This window comes from Gordonia sp. NPDC003422, from assembly GCF_053588675.1.
On the sequence record NZ_JBSFQL010000001.1, the window covers coordinates 27,420 to 46,780 of the forward strand.

The 19,361-nt window shown below is 69.2% G+C and carries 2 protein-coding genes (1 of these 2 only partly in view); both read right to left on the reverse strand.

Annotated elements, in window-relative coordinates; genetic code table 11:
• Positions 1-240 carry an MbtH family protein gene (locus tag ACWDTF_RS00105; RefSeq protein ID WP_355275938.1) on the reverse strand — a complete coding sequence of 80 codons (240 nt, stop codon included), beginning with the start codon at positions 238-240 and terminating at the stop codon, positions 1-3.
• Positions 237-19,361, reverse strand: partial view of a non-ribosomal peptide synthase/polyketide synthase gene (locus tag ACWDTF_RS00110; protein ID WP_449753830.1) — the 3' portion only. The gene runs 18,846 nt beyond the window's last position; the window shows 19,125 of its 37,971 coding nt (coding positions 18,847-37,971); its start codon lies beyond the right edge, outside the window; the stop codon is at positions 237-239. The genes ACWDTF_RS00105 and ACWDTF_RS00110 overlap by 4 nt, the downstream gene beginning before the upstream one ends.

Below are 19,361 nucleotides of genomic sequence, written 5' to 3' on the forward strand. Positions count from 1 at the left end.
TCAGGGCTGGTCCTGATTTGGCGCCGCTTTGTCGGCCTCCATCGCATCGATGAGGCTCTTGGGCCGCAGATCGGTCCAGTTCTGCTCCACATACTCCAGGCACGCCGCCCGCGAATCCTCACCGAACACCTTGGTCCAGCCGGCCGGGATGTCGGCGAACGTCGGCCACAGCGAGTGCTGGTTCTCGTCGTTGACAAGGACGTAGAAACGGCCGTTCTCGTCGTCGAAGGGGTTGGTCATGGTGTTCCTTCCTTAGCAGGGCCTTCTTCTGATGCTTCCACAGTGGATTCGCCATTCGCGTGCGCTAGTCCGGCTTCCAGCACCGGTCCGATGATCGCGAGTGACTCCGCATCCGCCATCCCGAGGTGGTGAGTGTCGACGTCGACGTTGGTGATCGTGCCGCGCACGTGGTCGCGCCAACTCGCGGCGACCGTGGTCGGGTCGTCGCGATCGCGGGTCGCGGTGAACACGAGCATGGACCCGTCGAACACCTCCGGCCGGTAGGCGAAGCCGATGTCGGCGGCCGAGGCGAAGCTGTCCATGATGCGGTCGACCTGCGCCGCGTCGAGCAGCCCGAGCGACGCGATCTGGTCGCGGACCACAGCTGCCACCTCGTCGGCGGTCGACGCCGTGACGTCGTCACCGAGATCGAAGAGATCGCGCCAGCCGCCGAGCAGGTCGGAGGCGGTGGTGGTGGCCGGCCCGTCGGGGTCACCGACCGGCAGTTCGGCGCCGGCCTGGGAGTCCATCACGCCCAGGAACGCCACCCGCTCCCCTGCCGCGCTGAGCGCGACCGCGATGGCGTGCGCGATGTAGCCGCCGATCGACCACCCGAGCAGGTGATAGGGACCGTGCGGCTGCACCCGTCGAATCTCGGCGACGTAGCGGTCCGCGAGTTCCTGCACCGACGACGCGCTCTCCGCTCCGGTCACCACATGCGGATCCTGCAGGCCGTAGATCGGGCGGTCGGCGACATAGGGCGCCAGTCCGCCGTAGAACCAGGCCAGCCCGCCCGCCGGGTGCACACAGAACAGGGGTGCCCGCGCACCGTCGGCACGAAGCGTGATGAGCACGTCGTCCGCGACACCAGCGTTGCCCGCAATGCGGCCCGCGAGACCACGCGCGGTGGGTTCGGCGAACACCCACGACAATTGAATCTCGCGGCCGGTGGACGCGCGCAGCCGGGAGACGACCTGCGTCGCCGAGAGCGAGTTGCCCCCGAGCTCGAAGAAGCTCTGGGTCACGCTCACCTGTTGCGCACCCACGACCTCGCCGAACGCTTCCGCGACCGTGGCCTCCAATTCGGTTGCCGCGGGCACGTAGTCGTCGGTCTCACCGAAGTCCGGCACGGGCAGCCTGCCACGATCGAGCTTGCCGACCGGCGTCAGGGGCATCTCGTCGATGACGACGATTGCGGCAGGCACCATGTACGCGGGCAGTCGCGCGCGCAGGGCCTCGCGAAGTTGTTCCGGCGCCGGGAGCGAAGCGAGCGGGCCGAATGAGTCCGGACTGACGGTCCCCTCCGAAGGTACGACGTAGCTCACGAGTGCGGCGTTGCCGCCCGGACCGGTCGTACCGATGGTCGACGCCGAGACCACCCCGGGATGGGCGGTCAGCGCGGCGTCGATCTCCCCGAGTTCGACACGCTGGCCGTTGATCTTGACCTGGAAGTCGGCGCGCCCGGCGAACTCGAGACGCGCCCGCGACCCGCCGTCGGCGCTCCAGCGCACCAGATCTCCCGTCCGGTACATCCGGGAGCCGGCCGGGCCGAACGGGTTGGCGACGAAACGTGTTGCGGTGAGGTCGAATCGGTTGTGGTACCCGCGCGCCAGGGAATCGGCGGACAGGTACAGCTCGCCCACGACGCCGATCGGCACCGGGCGCAGCCGGTCGTCGAGCACCACCGCGGACATGCCGCGGATCGGTCGTCCGACGGTTATCGGGGCGCCCGCGGTGAGCGCGGATTGCGTTGCCCAGACCGTGGTCTCGGTGGGACCGTACCCGTTGAACATGGTGCGCGACGGCGCCCACGCCGCGACCACCTCGGGCGGGCAGGCCTCGCCGACCGTGCCGAGGTGCCGCAGGCTCACCGCTCGTGCGGGGTCCATGGTGGCCAGCACCGCGGGAGTGATGGTGGCGTCGGTGACCTGGTGCCGCTCGATGACGTCGACGAGGTCGGCACCTGCATACACGTCGCTCGGCGCGACCACCAGGGTCTTGCCGAGCCCGAAGGCGGCGAGGAACTCGAAGAACGCACCGTCGAAGCTGAGGACCGCAACGTTGAGGACTCGAGTGTCGGGGAGGTCGCCGGTCCACGCCCGCTGCGCCTCGAGAAGGTTCGCGAGGCCGCGGTGCGTCACCGACACAGCCTTCGGCACGCCCGTCGAACCCGAGGTGTAGACCAGGTAGGCCAGGCTGTCGACGGAGAGGTCGCGAGCCGACGGAACCGGCGTGTTGTCTTGCGCGGCAAGCATGTCCGGGGTGATCGCGCCGGGTCCCACCGGGATGGGGATCGTCGCGCCGACTTCGGCGAATCCGCCGGCCACCAGCCACCCGAGTTGCGCGTGCGCGACGGTGGGTTGTGCCTGCTCGGTGGTGACACCGAAGATCGCGCCCGAATCGGCGATCATGTGCTCGATGCGCTCGGCAGGCAGCCCCGGATCCACCGGGAGGTACGCGGAGCCGGACTTGAGGACCGCCCAGATCACCACTGCCGCATCGAGACTGCGCCGCATACCGACCGCGATCACCCGCTCCGGGCCGGCACCGCGGGCGATGAACTCACGCGCCAGGCTGTTGGTCACCGATTCGAACATTCGATATGACATCGACTGTCCGCCCTCGATGACGGCCGGCAGATCCGCGGGCACCGGCGCGCGCTGGGCGAGAAGGTCGGGCAGGGTCCGGGGTTCGACGAGCGCGCCCGGTCCGGCCACCGGCACCAGATCGGCGCGTTCGGCAGAGGTGAGAATGTCCAGATCGCCGATCACGGCATCGGGGTCGGCGAGCATCGCGTCGAGCACCGCGAGCAATACGTCACGCAGGCGGGCGACGGTCGACTCGTCGAACAGGGCTGCGGCGTAGGTGATCTCGGCGCCGATCCGCGCACCGCCGGGCTCGCGCACCTCGCTGAAGGCCACCGTCAGGTCGACCTTCGACGACGCCGGCCCCTGCTCGACGGGTGTGATCGTCAGACCCGCAACCGTATCGGCGGTCGACGCGGAGCCGCTCAGATAGTTCATGCCGATCTGGAAGAGCGGTGCGTGCGACGTGGAGCGCTGCGGCGCGAGTTCGTCGACTAGCGCCTCGAACGGGATGTCGGCATGGGCGAACGCGTCGAGATCCGTTGCGCGCACCTGACGCATCAGTTCCCCTGCGGTGTCACCGGCCCGATGGTGTGTGCGCAGGACGAGGGTGTTGACGAACATACCGATCAGGTCGTCGGTGCCGGATTGGCCGCGGCCGGCGATCGCCGCTCCGATGGCGACGTCGTCGGTGCGGGCCAGCCGGGACACGGTCGCGGCGAGCGCGGCGTGACACACCATGAACGGGGTGGCCGAATCACGTTGGGCGACCGCGGTGACGCGCGCGCTGCGATCGATGCCCAGATCGAAGGTCAGGACGCCGGGGGTGGGGTCGGCCACCGCGGGTCGGCCACGGTCGGCGGGGAGTTCGGTCACGTCGGGCAGCCCGGCGAGACGCGTCGTCCAGTAGGCCAACTGCGCCCCGAGCACCGACGACGGATCGTCGGCCGCACCGAGCGTCTCCCGCTGCCACAGCGAGTAGTCGGCGTACTGCACGGTGAGTGCGGGCAGCACCGGCGAGTCGTCGGCGACGCCACCGGAGGTGCGCGCGGCGTAGGCGGTGATCACGTCGCGCGCGAGGATCGGCATCGACTCGGCGTCACCGGCGATGTGGTGCAGGACAATGACGAGAACGTGCTCGTCGGCGCCGTCGGTGGCCAGGGCCACCCGGATCGGCAGGTCACCGGTGACGTCGAATCCGCTGCCCGCGAGCGCAATCGCCTCGTCGGCATCGGCACTCTGGTGCCAGACGAGTTCGTCCAGCGCGGTCGGCACGTCGACGATCACCTGCTCCGGGACACCGTCGATCGCCGGGTAACGCGTACGCAGCGACTCGTGCCGGGTGATGGTGTCGGAGATCGCGGCACGCAGGGCGGCCGGATCGAGAGGACCGGTCAGCCGCAACGCGATCGGGATGTTGTAGGCCGGTGACGCGGTGTCGAACTGGTTGACGAACCACATGCGCCGCTGCGCGAAGGACAGTGGGATGTGTTCGGGCCGTGAGCGTGCGGTCAGCGGGGCCGGGCCCGCAGCACTGCCGGAGACGCCGTCGCCCGCGCTCACGACGCGCGCGGCGAGACCTCGGACCGTGGGCGCCTCGAACAGATCACGCACGGTGACGGACACGCCGAACGCCTCGCTCACCCGGGCCGCCACCCGGGTCGCCGACAGCGAGTTGCCGCCGATGTCGAAGAACACCGCGGTGGCGCCCACCTCGTCGAGTCCGAGGACGTCGGCGACGATCGATGCGACGCTTTCCTCGATCGGGCCGTCGGCCACCTCGCCGACCGCCGAGAACGCGAAATCCGGTAGGGGCAGCGCACGCTGGTCGAGCTTGCCGTTCGCCGTGAGCGGCAGCGCGTCGATCGCGACCACCGCGTCGGGGATCATGTAGCCGGGCAGGCTCTTCCCGAGGGCTGCCCGCAGGGCATCGGTATCGAGGTCGGTGCCCGGATCGGCAACCACATGCGCCACCAGCTGCTGCCCGCGGCCCGGTGCCGTCATCACCGTGACCGAAGCGGCGGCGACACCGTCGTGGCGGGTCACTGCAGATTCGATCTCACCCAACTCGACGCGGAAGCCGCGCAGCTGCACCTGGGTGTCTCCGCGTCCGAGGTATTCGATGTCGCCGCGAACCCGCCGGCCCAGATCGCCTGTGCGGTAGAGGCGTTCGCCGGGCACACCCGATGGATCGGCGACGAATCGGGTGGCGCTCAGCGTGGCACGGTTGAGGTAACCCTGCGCCAGTTGCCCACCGGCGACGTAGATCTCGCCGGGAACACCATCGGGTACCGGACGAAGCCGGCGGTCGAGGATCCGGAGGTTCAACGACGAGAGTGGGCGTCCGATGAAGCTCGGGCCGCGTGCGTCGGTGGTGGCGCGAGTCAGCTCGCGGAAGCTGACGTGCACCGTGGTCTCGGTGATGCCGTACATGTTCACCAGGCGCGTCGGCTCGTCCGGGTGGTCGTCGAACCAGCGGCCCACTTGGTCGAAGCTGAGGGCTTCGCCGCCGAAGATGAGGTACCGCAACGAGAGTGGGCCCGGGCGTCGACGACGTGCGTCGGCGAACTGATAGAAGGCCGACGGCGTGAGGTTCAGCACGGTCACGCCCTGTTCGGCGGCCAACGTCAGGAACTCGTCCGGCGATCGCGCGACGTCACGGTCGACCACCACCAACCGCGCACCCGACAGCAGCGGACCCCACATCTCCCACACGGAGAAGTCGAAGGCGTAGGAGTGGAACATCGTCCAGACGTCGTCGGCCCGGAAGTCGTACTCGCTGCGCGCCGCATCCATGAGAGTCACGACGTCGAGATGCGTGATCTCCACGCCCTTGGGGGTTCCCGTCGACCCGGACGTGTAGATCACATACGCGCGGTCGTCGGGGCGGATGTCGACGCGACGCAGGAATCCCGGTACCGCCAGCTCGTCGACGTGCACCACGTCCAGATCGACACCGAGAGCACCGATGGCCGATGCGGTGGAATCGTCGGTGACCACGCAGACGGGTGCGGCGTCGGACACGATGAACTGCAGCCGCTGCGCCGGATTACCGGTGTCCAGCGGCAGATACGCTGCGCCACAGCTCAATACGGCCAGAATGGTGGCGATCAGGTCGGTGTCGCGCGACATCGCGATGCCGACGAGATCGCCCGGACGCACCCCGCGTTGTTGCAGGCTCGCGGCGAGTCGTCGGCGTCGGGCATCCAGCGCGGCATAGTCGACGGTGTGGGCGCCTGCGGTCACGGCGGGCCGTGCCGCGTGCTGGTGGTGAGTCCAGGCGAACAGATCCACCAGGGTCGCAGCGGCATTGACGGTCGAGGTCACCGGTTCGGGAGTCGCCTGCAGGCGGTCGATCTCGGTGGTGGTCAGTATCGGATGGTCGCCGATCGCACGCTGCGGTTCCTCGAGCAGAGCGTGCAGCAAGACTTCGAAACGCCACGCCAGGGCCTCGATCGTCGCCCGCTCGAACAGGTCGGTCGCGTACACGATGTGACCGTCATAACCGCTGATGGCGTCGTGACTGTCCGGTGCGGCGCTGATCACGAACTGCAGGTCCACCTTGGCCGACGGGGCACCGGGCTCGAGCGGCTCGATCCGCAGTGGCCCGGTGGTGGCGTCGCGTCGCTGCTTGTCATCGAAGGTCAGCATCACCTGCGTCAACGGCGCGAACGCTTCCGAGCGCACCGGGTTGACCGCCTCCACGACATGCTCGAACGGCACATCGGCCGCCGAGAACGCGGCCACGTCGACGTCCTTGGCCTGCGCCACCAGGTCGTCGAAGGGCACGTCGGGCTCCACCTGGGTGCGCAACACCAGGGTGTTCACGAACATGCCGACCAGATTGTCGAGGTCGGCTCGGCCGCGGCCCGCGGTCGGGGTGCCGATGGCGATGTCGTCGGAGCCGGTCATCCGCGCCAGCAACACGGCCAGGGCGGCATGGACCACCACGAATTCGGTCGCCCCGTGCCGGCGCGCGACCTCGGTGACCATGGCGCGAACATCGGCACCGACCGCGAAGGCCACCGCGTCGCCGCGCATCGACGCGGCCCGTGGTCGGGGGCGGTCGATGGGGAGGTCGAGCACATCGGGCAGGCCGGACAGCCGATCTGCCCATTCGGAAACCTGCTGGGCGGCAATCGACTCCGGGTCGTCCAGGGCCCCGAGCGCCCGACGCTGCCAGATCGCGTAGTCGGCGTACTGCAGGGGCAGCGGCGGGTAGTCCGGGGCGACACCGAACCGACGCGCCGCATAGGCGGTCAGCACGTCCCGAACCAACGGCAGGAGCGACTCGCCGTCGGCCGCGATGTGATGCGCCACGACCACCAGGACGGCGTCCTCCGGCGCCACCGTGATGAGCCGAACACGCAGCGGCAGGTCGACGGTGACGTCGAAGGGCGCCAGCGTCAGTTCGTTGATCGCGTTCTCGACCGCGCCACCCGCGTGGAGCTGACTCCAGTGCAACGCCGCGATCGCCTCGTCCGCCCGCAGGATGCGCTGATACGCAACACCATCGGTGTCGGCCGGGAAGATCGTCCGCAACGCTTCGTGACGCGCCAGTACATCGCCGAACGCGGCCCGCAGGGCGACATCGTCGATTGCCTCTCCGGTGAGCCGCAACGCGAACGGCACGTTGTAGGCCACCACCGACGCCGGCGAGAACTGGTTGATGAACCACATCCGCTGCTGCGCGAACGACAGCGGTATATGCTCCGGACGCGCCTGTGGGGCAAGGGGTTCGACGTCGGAGGCCCGCGCGTCGCCGACCACTGCGGCGAGCCCGCGGACGGTGGGGGCGGCAAACAGATCGCGCACCGCGACGTCCACGCCCAGGGTCTCCGATACGCGTGCAGTCACCCGTGTCGCGGACAGCGAGTTGCCGCCGAGGTCGAAGAACGACTCCGTGGCACCGACCTCGCTCACGCCGAGGACTTCCGCGAACACGCCCGCGATCGCGATCTCCACCGCACCCACCGGTGCGACGGATTCGGTGACGAGGGCGGTGAGGTCGGGCGCGGGCAAGGCGCGCCGGTCCAGCTTGCCGACCGGGGTCAGCGGCAGGTCGTCGAGCACGGTGATCGACGACGGAACCATGTGCGCGGGAAGCGTATCCACCAGATGGTCACGCAGGTCCTTCGGATCGGCCGCGGTGACCACGTAGGCGGCGAGTGCGGTGACCACCGGTTCGCCGACTCCGATCACCACGGCCTTCTCGACGGCATCGTGCGTGGTCAGTGCCGCTTCGATGTCGCCGAGTTCGATCCGCTGCCCGCGCAACTTGACCTGGAAGTCCGACCGGCCCACGTACTCGACGTCGCCGGTGGACGTCCAGCGCACCACGTCACCGGTGCGATACATCCGGCCCGGTGCGTACGGGTTGGCGACGAACCGTTCGGCGGTCAGCCCCGGACGGTCGTGATATCCGCGGGCCAAGCTGGCACCGGTCAGGTAGAGCTCGCCGTCGACGCCCGGCGGTACCGGCTGCAGACGATCGTCGAGGATCAGTGCCCGGGTGCCGATCATGGTGCGGCCCAAGGTGATCGGATCGCCGGATGCCAGTGCCGCGGTGGTCAGACAGATGATGGTGGCTTCCGTCGGACCGTAGACGTCGTAGACCGACCGGCCAGGAGTGGCCCACCGGGCCAGTTCGGTGGCCGACAGTGCCTCCCCACCCAACAGCAGGTGACGCAACGGCAGCGTGTCCGGCGCCGGGATGGACGCGGCGACACTGGGCACGATGAAGGCGTGGGTCACCTCGTGGCGCAGAATCCAGTCGGCCAGTTCCCGTCCACCGAACACGTGCGGTGGTGCCACCACGAGAGTGCCACCCGCACAGAAGGTGCCGAGCAGTTCCATCATCGCGGCGTCGAAGGCCGGGGAACTCACCCCCAGCCAGCGCGCACCACCGATCGAGTGGTGGTGATCGCGAAGCGTAACAGCCACATTCGCGAGGCCGCGATGACTGACGGTCACGCCCTTGGGCCGGCCGGTGGAGCCGGAGGTGAAGATCATGTACACGGCGTCGTCGGTGGCGATAGCGCGTCCGCGTTCGGCGTCGGTGATCGGCGAGGTCGAATGCACGGCCGTGATACGGCGTCTGGTCTCCCGATCGAGGACGAGCCAATCCAGCAGCGTCGGCATCGATCCGACGCTCGACGGTTCGGTGATACCGATCCGTGCGCCGCTGTCGGCGACGATGCCGGCCACCCGCTCGACGGGGTAGCGCGGATCCACCGGCACGTAGCAGGCTCCGGTCTTGGCCACCGCCCACAGCACCAACTGCTGGACTGCCGATCTCGCCAGGCCGCTGACGATCACCGTGTCGGGCCCGACGCCGCGCGACATCAGTTCGCGCGCGAGCGCATTGCTCTGCTCATCGAGTTCGCGGTAGGTGAACTGCATCTCCGCGTCGACCACCGCAACCGCGGCGGGAACAGCGGCGGCCGCCTCGGCGAGGAACTCGGGCAGCAGGAACGGCGTGGCATCCACCCGGTCCGATGCGGGCAACACCAACGCCCGTTCCTGCGGCAGGAGCAGGTCGACGCCGTCGTGAACGGCGGCGGGGTCGGCGATCATCGCGTCGAGGACCCTCAGATACCGGGTGGCGAACGTCTCGATCGTCGGCGCATCGAACAGGTCGGTGGCATACACGACCGACAGCGTGCCGCCGGATTGCGTGCCACCTGGGGCCGCACCCAGCGCCACCCCCACCGTCAGATCCACCTTGGCCGAGGCGTTCTCGGTCGCGACGACCTCGACGTGCAGGTCGTCGAGCTTCAGTGCTGTCGGCGCCGTGTCCTCGACGGTCAGCAGCACCTGCGCGAGCGGCGCGAAGGCTTCCGACCGAACGGGATCGAGCAGATCCACCAGGGACTCGAACGGCACATCGGCATGCGCGAAAGCGTCGAGGTCGGTGCGTCGTACCTGCTCGAGGAGCTGGTCGAACCCGCTCCCCGGCTGCAGCGGAGTCCGCAGCACGAGGGTGTTGACGAACATGCCCACCAGGTCGTCGAGCACCCGTTGACCGCGTCCGGCAATGGGACTGCCGATCACGATGTCCGCCGACCCCGACACCCTGCTCAGCAGCACTGCCAACGCGGCATGGCACACCATGAACGGCGTGACCCCGTGTGCGCGGGCCAGTTCGGTGATTCCACGGACGGTGTCCTCGCCGATGTCGAATGTTGCCGCAGCACCGCGCAGGGTCGCCACCGCCGGGCGGGCCCGGTCCGACGGCAGGTCGAGCGCTTCGGGCACACCGTCGAGTTGGTCACGCCAGTAGGAGATCTGTTGACCGAGAACGGAGTCCGCATCGTCCACCGAGCCGAGTTCCCGCTGCTGCCAGATCGCGAAGTCGGCGAACTGCACCTCCAGCGGTGCGAGATCCGGTTCTTCGCCGCGCCCCGACGCCGCGTAGGCGGTGAGCAGGTCACGCGCCAGGACCGGGCCGGACTGGCCGTCGCCGGCGATGTGATGCAGCACGATCACCAGCAGATGCTCTGCGACCCCGCCGACCGTGGTCGACGAGACTCGCACTCGCAGCGGCAGCTCCGAGGTGACGTCGAATCCGCGAGTGGCCGCGGCCATCGCCTCGTCGGCGGAGTCGACGACACGCCAGTCGAGCCGAGCCGAGGCCTCTTGCGGCCCGAGTATCTCCTGGTACCCGACACCGTCCCGATCGGGGAAGACGGTGCGCAGCACTTCGTGTCGCGCCAAGACGGTGTCGAAGCCGGCGCGCAGAGCGTCGACGTCGAGCGGTCCGGTCAAGCGCAGCGCCACCGGGATGTTGTAGGCGGGCGACGCGGGTTCGAACCGGTTGATGAACCACATGCGTTGCTGGGCAAGCGAAAGGGGCACCGCTTCGGGACGCTCGCCCGCGACGATCGGCGTGCGGGCTCCACTGCCGGCGTTGATGCTGCGCGCCAGGTCTCGCACGGTCTCGGCGTCGAAGACGGCCCGGACCGGGAGGTCGGTGTCGAAGGCCTCCCCCACCCGCGCAGCGAGCCGCGCCGCCGACAGCGACGTGCCCCCGAGGTCGAAGAACGATTCGGTGACACTGACCTGCTCGGCGCCGAGGACGTCCGCGAAGATCTCGGCGACCGCTTCCTCGACGGAGTCGGCGGGTGCCACATACTCGGCTTCGGCCGCGAAAACCGGTGCGGGCAGCGACTTACGGTCGAGTTTGCCCGCGGTGTTGAGGGCGATGTCGTCCAGAACCATCCACGCGGTCGGATGCATGTACGACGGCAGCGCCGCCGAGACGGTGTTCTTGACTGCGTCGAGATCGATGTCGGCGTCTGGGGTCGCGCCGGCCAGGTAGGCGACGAGGTGTTCGGCTCCGCCCGGCGCCGTCATCACGGTGGCGGCGGCATGCACCACGCCCGGCGCCGACGCGAGCACCGACTCGATCTCGCCCAACTCGACGCGCTGCCCGCGCAACTTCACCTGGAAATCGGTGCGGCCCAGGTATTCCAGGACACCGTCGCGGCGCCGGCGCACCAGGTCTCCGGTCCGGTACATCCGCTCCCCCGCCGGCCCGAACGGGTTGGCGACAAACCGGTCGGAGGTCAGGTCGGGACGCGCGGCATAGCCCCGGGCCAGCTGCACCCCGCCGAGGTACAGCTCGCCGGGCACACCGTCGGGCACCGGGTGCAGCCGCGAATCCAGCACCAGTGCAGACGAATTCCACATCGGGATGCCGATCGGAACCGTGTCGGCGTCGCGCTCGACGCGCTGATAGGTGATCTCGACCGCCGCCTCGGTGGGGCCGTACAGGTTGTAGAAGGCCACATCGAGCGCGGAGTCCACCTCGCGGGCAAGAGCCGGTGGCAGCGCCTCGCCGGTGGTGTACAGGTAACGCAGCGTGGTCAGCCGGCTCATCCCCGCTTCACCGAGCACCTCGGCGAACACCGACAGCATCGACGGCACGAAGTGGATCGAGGTGACCTGCCGCTGCGCCACCAGCGACGCGAGGTATCGCGGTTCGGCGTGACCGCCCGGGCGCGCGAGGACCATCTGCGCGCCGATCATGAACGGGCCGAACAGCTCCGGAACCGAGCAGTCGAAGGTGTACGGCGTCTTCTGCAGGATGACGTCGTCGGGAGCCCAGCCGAATTCCCGTAGCCCCCACCACAGGCGGTTCAGCACCGCACGGTGACTGAGGGTCACGCCCTTGGGTCGTCCGGTGGACCCGGACGTGAACAGCGTGTACGCCGCGTGGTCGGGGTGCAGGCGCGCGGTCCGCTCCTCGGGTTCGAACGGCGCGGTGTTCAGGTCGGCCTCGCCATTGGCGTCGACGACGTACTCCGTGGCACCCGCCGCGCGAATGGCATCGTGGATCTCGGGTGTCGCCGACCCGTCGGCGGAAATGAGGACGAGCCGCGCACCCGCAGTGGTGATCATGTATTCGGCGCGTTCGGCCGGTGTGGACAGGTCGATGGGCACGTACTGTCCGCCCGCCACGACGATGGCGTGGATCGCGATCATCATCTCGACCGAGCGTGGGATGCACACTCCGACAGCCATGTCGGGCCCCACGCCGGCGGCGACGAGGTCACGGGCGACGCCGGCGACTCGGACCCCGAACTCACGGTGACTCAGTTCCCGGTCGCCGAAGACCACGGCAACACCGTCGGCGTGCACCGGCGCGCTGATGTGATCGGCGAGGGTGCCGGCGACAAGTGTCACGTCGGGTCCCTGCGACTCGGCGCCCAGGCGGTCTCGTTCTGTTGTCGACAGAATGTCGAGATCTCCGGCGAGCGTGTCGAATCTGGTGGTCATGGCGTCGAGGACCCGCAGGTAACGCTCGATCAGCTCACCCGCGGTGGGATCGTCGAACAGGTCTGTCGCATAAGACAACTGGCCGGTCCAGCCGTGGTGTCCGGTCGGATCGGGGCCGAGGACGAAGGTGAGATCGGTCTGGACGGTGGCGGTATCCGACTCGAGTTGCTCGACGACGAGGCCGCCGGGCAGTTCCGCGGTGGCCCGCTCGAAGTTCTGGAAGGCGAGCTGCACACAGAACAGCGGCGTGTGTGCCTCCGACCGCACCGGGGCCAGTGCCTGCACCAGATACTCGAACGGCACATCGGCGTGATCGAGCGCCTCGGTGTCGACTTTCCGCACCGCGCCGAGTAGTTCGCGGACCGTGGTGGTCGGCTCGACCTCGGTGCGCAGGACGAGGGTGTTGACGAACATGCCGACCATCCCGGCAGTGACCGGGTCGGCGCGTCCGGCGGTGGGCGTGCCGATCGCGATGTCGGTGGACCCGGACACCCGCGACAGGAGGAGCGCCAGTGCCGCGTGGGCGAACTGGAAGTCCGTGACACCGGCGGCCTGGGCCTGTGCGCGGACGCGTTCGACGAGGTCGGCGCCGACGTCGAAGGTGCGGGTGGCGCCGCGCATGGTGGCGACCGGCGGGCGCGGACGATCGGTGGGCAGATCGAGAACATCGGGCAGTCCGGCCAGTCGGTCCAGCCAGTACTTCTGCTGGGTGGCCAGCTCCGACGACGGGTCGTCGAGCTCGCCGAAGCGTTCGCGCTGCGCCACCGCGACGTCGGCGAACTGTCGTGGCAACGGCGCCCAGTCGGGTGCGGCGCCATCGACGCGAGCGGTGTAGGCAGCGACCAGATCGGCGGCGAGCGGCGCGAACGACGCTCCGTCCGACGCGATGTGATGCATGACGACGCCCAGGATGTGCTCGGTCGCGCCGGTGTCACCCGAGGTGCGGAACAGCGTGCTGCGCACCGGTATCTGGGTGGCCACGTCGAACGGCTGGGCGACGAAAGTGCCGATGGTTGCCGCGAGTTCATCGGGCGCGACGTCGGTGACCTGCATGCCGGCGTCGGCGAGAGCTGTCTCGGCGGGAACGACCTCCTGGCGCGGACGCCCGTCGGTCGACGGATACCGGGTCCGCAGCACCTCGTGCCGTTCGAGCACATCGCCGACCGCGGCGCGCATCGCCTCGACGTCGAGTGGCCCGACGAGACGCAACGCGAACGGAAGGTTGAAGGCCGCCGAGCCACGGTCGAACTGGTTGAGGAACCACATCCGCTGCTGCGCAAGCGACAGTGGAAGAACGTCGGGGCGAGGTTGCACGGAATCGGACATCACCTCTCTCGCAGCGTCGTGCGGAGCTGTGAGGACGGGCAGAACCGCGGCCAGTGCGGCGGGTGACGGTGCCTCGAACAGGGTTCGGACCCCCACCCGACTGCCGGTGAGGGCGCTCAATCGCCCGGACAGTTGGGTCGCCGACAGCGAGTTGCCACCGAGGGCAAAGAAGTCGTCGTCGGCCCCGACGCGGGTCACCCCGAGCAGTTCCGCGAAAAGCTCGGCGACCGCGGTCTCGGCACCGGGCGCGGGCGCACGGTACTCGTCCTGCGCGCCGAACTCCGGATCGGGCAATGCCTTTCGATCGAGCTTGCCCGCGGTGTTGAGTGTCACGTCGGCCAGCGGCACCCACAGCGACGGCCGCATGTACTCAGGGAGCGCCTGGGCCACCGTCTGTTTCACGACATCCGTCGCCACACCGGACGGCGCGAAGTAGCCGACGAGATGCTCCGTCCCACCGGGGCCGGCCACCACGGTCGCCGCCGCATGCACGACTCCGGGACTGGCGGCGATCGCCGATTCGATCTCCCCGAGTTCGATCCGCTGACCGCGCAGCTTCACCTGGAAGTCGGTGCGGCCCAGATACTCCAGCGTCGGATCGGGTCCCGGCAACCACCGGACGAGATCGCCGGTGCGGTAGAGCCGTCCGCCCGGTTCACCGAACGGGTTGGCGACAAATCGCTCGGCACTCAGATCGGGGCGCGCCGCATAGCCTCGCGCCAACTGCACACCGCCGACATACAGCTCGCCGGGCATACCCGGGCCGACGAGGCGCAATCGCTCGTCGAGCACGTAGGCGGTCGAATTCCACACCGGCACACCGATCGGGACCACGGACTCGTCACCGGCCAGCTTGGCGTAGGTGATCTCGACAGCCGCCTCGGTGGGACCGTACAGGTTGTAGAACTCCGCTCCCGGGATCAACTCGTGCGTACGGGCCGCAACAGCCGGCGGCAGTGCCTCACCGGTGGTCGACACATACCGCAGTGTGTCCAGCCCGTCGACGAGCCCCGGCACACCACCGACGACGTCGTTGAACACCGCCAGCATCGACGGCACGAAATGCACCGAGGTGGCCCGGGTCTCGGCGACCAGCTCGGCCAGATAGATCGGATCGGCATGCCCGCCGGGCCGAGCGATCACCAGGGTGGCGCCCACCATCAGCGGCGCGAACAACTCGGTGACCGAACAGTCGAAGGTGTACGGGGTCTTCTGGATCACCACATCTGCGTGGCCCCAGCGCAGTTCGGACAGACCCCAGCGCAGGCGGTTCACCACGGCATCGTGCGGCAGCGTCACACCCTTGGGGCGTCCGGTGGATCCCGAGGTGAACAGGGTGTAGGCCGCATTCGACAGGTCTAGCGGCGAGTGTCGTTGCGCGTCGGTCACACTCGTGGCCGTCACCTCGAGCGGGGCACTCGCGTCGATCGTCAGTGTCCGCGCGGACGTGGACCGCAGCGCCGGTTCGTCGGCCATCACCAGGGCCAGTTCGACGCCCGCGGTGTCGAACATGTACTGCGTCCGGTCCGCCGGGGTCTCGGTGTCGACCGGGACGTACTGGCCACCCGCGGCGACGACCGCGTGGATGGCGACGAGCATCTCCACCGACCGGGGCAGGCAGAGCGCGACGGGAACGTCCGGACCCACGCCCTCGGCAATCAGGGTATGAGCAAGTGCGGCAACACGATCGCCGAACTCGCGGTAGGTGACCTGGCGGTCGCCGAAACGTAGTGCGATGGCGTCCGGGGTTCGGAGAACTTGCGCCGCAACCGCATCCGCAAGATTCTCGGCGACCCAGGCCGAGTCGGTCCGATCCGCACCGCGTGCGACGGTGAGTACCGCGTCACGCGCGGCCGGGGTGAGGATGTCGATGTCGCCCAGTGCCCGGTCGGGATCGGCGATGAGTTCACCGACGATGCGTTCGTAGGTGGCCGCGAACTCATCGATCTGTGCCGCACCGAATTCCGACGGCAGATACTTCAGCGTGACCGTGATGTCGTCGCCGGTCGGCGCGGTGTAGAGATTCAGCGGGTAGTGCGTGGCGTCGTACATGCCGACGTCACAAATGCGCAGTGCGTCGCCACCGGCATCCGCACCGGCCAGGCCCTCGGCATCGATCGGGTACGACTCGTGAAGGGTCAGAGTGTCGAACAGCGTCCCGTGGCCGAGGATCTGTCCGATCTCGGCGAGACTGACGTGCTGGTGGTCGAGCACCGTGACCTTGTCGGCCTGCATCGTGGCCAGCACCTCACCCACCGTGGCCACCGGGTCGACGTCTACCGCGACCGGCAGGGTGTTGATGAACAGACCCACCATGGATTCCACGCCGTCGAGATCAGCGGGACGGCCCGCCACCGTCTCGCCGAAGCACACCACCCGGTTGCCGGTCAGTCGCGACAGGAACACCGCCCACGCGGCCTGCAGAATGGTGCTGACGGTGACCTGCTGCGTGCGCGCGAACGTGCCCATGCGGCCGGTCAGCTCCGGACCCAACCGGGTGGCCAGCTGTGTCGGCATCGCATCCGGTTGTGCCACACCGGTTCCGGTGCCCACGAGGGTCGGTCCGTCGAGCTGCGCGAGCACCGACCGCCACGCAGCGAGGCTCTCGTCGCGATCGACCTCGGCGATGCGCGCGAGATACGCCGCGTAGTCGGTGGCCGAATCCGCCACCGGCGTACCGGTGTACCGCGCCAGCAGTTCGGCGAGCACGATCGGGCCCGACCAGCCGTCGTAGAGGATGTGGTGGTTGGTGACCACCAGACTGTCGGAATCGGGTGTGCGTACCAGGACGAACCGGACCAGCGGCGGCGCACCGAGATCGAATGGTTGCGCCCGCTCGGCGGCAGCGATGGCGTCGACGTCGGCATCCGCGGCGACATCCTCGGCGACCCGCCAGGGCACGGCCACGCTCGGCGGTACCACCGCGACCACCGCACCGCTGTCGGTGCGGACGTAGCCGGTGCGCAGCACGCGACGCGCGCCGAAGAGTTCGCCGACCGCGGTGCGCAGTCGTCCGGCGTCGACGGTCGACTCGAATCGCAGGACGGTCTGCGTCGTGTACACATCGACGTCGGATTCGGCGATCTCGTGCTGGAAGTAGAAGCCCTGCTGCAGCGGTGACAGCGCCCAGATGTCGGCGCCCGGGTGGGTGCCGGCGAGGTCGTCGAGGTCGGCCTGCGTCACCGTCGAACCCGGCACATCCGACGGGCTGAGCCCCACGTCGCCGTCGGCAGCGACCTGCGCGGCCACCGCGGCGAGTTCGGCGAGCCACCGCTGCGCGATGCCGGCGGTGGCGTCATCGTCGAGCAGGGCGCGAGCGTTGGCGAAGTCCGCCCGCAGCTCCCGGCCGCCGTCGACCGGAACGGTACTGACGTTGACGGCAAGAACATTGGCGGCGGTCATCGCGCCGGATATGGTGGCGGGCAGCGTCGGGCCGTCGGCGACGGGTAGCAGTGCGTCGGAAGGCGGTGTCTCGCCCGGGGATCCGGTTCGCCCGGCACCGAGGAAGTTGAAACCGATCGACGGCAGCGGCCGGTTGGCGAGGTCACGGTCTGGGGATTCGGCCGAGTAGCGCAGGATGCCGAATCCGGCCCCGCCGTCGGGTTGTGCGCGGAGTTCTTCCTTGGCCGCCTTGACCGCGTGGACCATGTCGGCCGCCGGGTCGAGGACGACCGGCGCGATGGTGGTGAACCATCCGATGGTGCGGGTGAGGTCGGCGCGGTCACTCACGATGTCGTCGTCGCGCCCGTGACCCTCGAGCAGCACGGCGAGGCGCGCAGTGTTGTCCGAACCACCCCGCACCGCGCGTGCCAGCGCGGCGAGCATGACCTCGGTGACGCCGGTACCGAAGGCCGCGGCCACCGGTCCGAGGATCGCGTCGGTCAGCTCTGTCGGCACCACCACCGACGTGGAACCGTTCTCGCGCAATCGGTCTCGGATCGGATCGAGTGCCCCGAAATCCGGTGCCACCGGCAGCCGCTCGCGCCAGTACTCGGCCTCGGCGCGGGCGCGCGACGCCGCCTGCGCCGACAGGTCCGTGTACCACGCACGGACGGAAGTGGTCTCGGCACGCAGTTCGATCGGCCGGCCCGCCGTGTGCTGGGCCCATGCGGTGGCGAGGTCTTCGATGAGGATGGGCCAGGACACCACGTCGACGCCGAGGTGGTGAACGGCCAGGACGATGCGTCCGGCGGCGGTACCCGCGGACTCCTGCCCTTCGACGAGGGCAGCGGAGATCAGCTGCCCGGCAGCGGGATTCAGCCACGCCAAAGCTTCTGCATGCGCTGCCCGGATCGCGTCGTCGAACTCGGGCGTGCCGGGAGCGCTGGGGGTCGGTGCCACCGACACCCGGACCGCGGCGGCGGCCGGCACGGCACCGGTGGTGTAGGTGGCCGGATCTCCGGGGGACAGCGTCGCGCGGAGCGCGGGATGCCGGTCCGCGACCGCGGTGAGCACGGCACCGAGGCTCTCGGCGTTCACGCCGCTGGGCGCGGCCAGCACGATCGACTGCGAGAAGTCGGCGTAATCGTCTGGTGTCGAGGACTTCTCCAGCATCCAGCCGACGATCGGCGGCAGCGGCACTGCACCGCTCGCTCCGCCCTCCGGTTCGGCGAGCAGTGGCGTCGAGTCGCCGGATGCCGCCGCCTGCGCCATCGCTCGGACGGTTCGGTAGGCGAAGATGTCCTTCGGCGAGAGGGTCAGACCGATCGTCTTGGCCGCCGACGACAGCTGGATCGACATGATCGAGTCGCCGCCGAGCGCGAAGAACGACTCGGTGACGCTGACCTGTTCAGCGCCGAGGAGTCCGGCGACGATCTCGGCGAGTTGGCGTTCGGTTTCGGTGTCGGGCGCGACGAACTCTGCCTCCACCTCGCCATCCGGTGCGGGCAGTGCGTCGCGGTCGAGCTTGCCCGACGGTGTCAGCGGCAGTTCGGCGATCGTGATCAGCGCTGCGGGCACCATGTGCGCGGCGAGCCGTGTCGAGGCGGCGGCACTCACCTCGCCGGTATCCACATCACCGTGAGGGACAACGAGATAAGCGATCAGGCGGGTACGTCCACCCGCACCCTCGTCACCGAGCACCACCGCTTGGGTGACGCCGGGCTGCTCGGCGAGGACGGCCTCGATCTCGCCGAGTTCCACACGCTGACCGTTGATCTTGACCTGATGGTCGGACCGGCCGGCGAACTCCAGATCGCCGGCCGCGGTGCGGCGGACGAGGTCACCCGTCGCATACAGCCGTGACCCGCCGGCCCCGAACGGATTGGCCACGAAGCTCGTCGCGGTCAGCCCGGGCCTGCCGAGGTAGCCACGGGCCAGGCCGTCCGCGGCGAGATAGAGTTCGCCGACCACACCTTGGGGCACCTCGTGCAAGCGGGCGTCGAGCACGTACGCGGCAAAGCCGCCGATCGGCCGTCCGATGGAGATCGGCTTGTCGGGCAGCATCCGCGC

Bases quoted from the DNA above. Each gene is read 5' to 3' on its own strand.
- ACWDTF_RS00105 (WP_355275938.1), bottom strand. From the start codon at position 240: ATGACCAACCCCTTCGACGACGAGAACGGCCGTTTCTACGTCCTTGTC.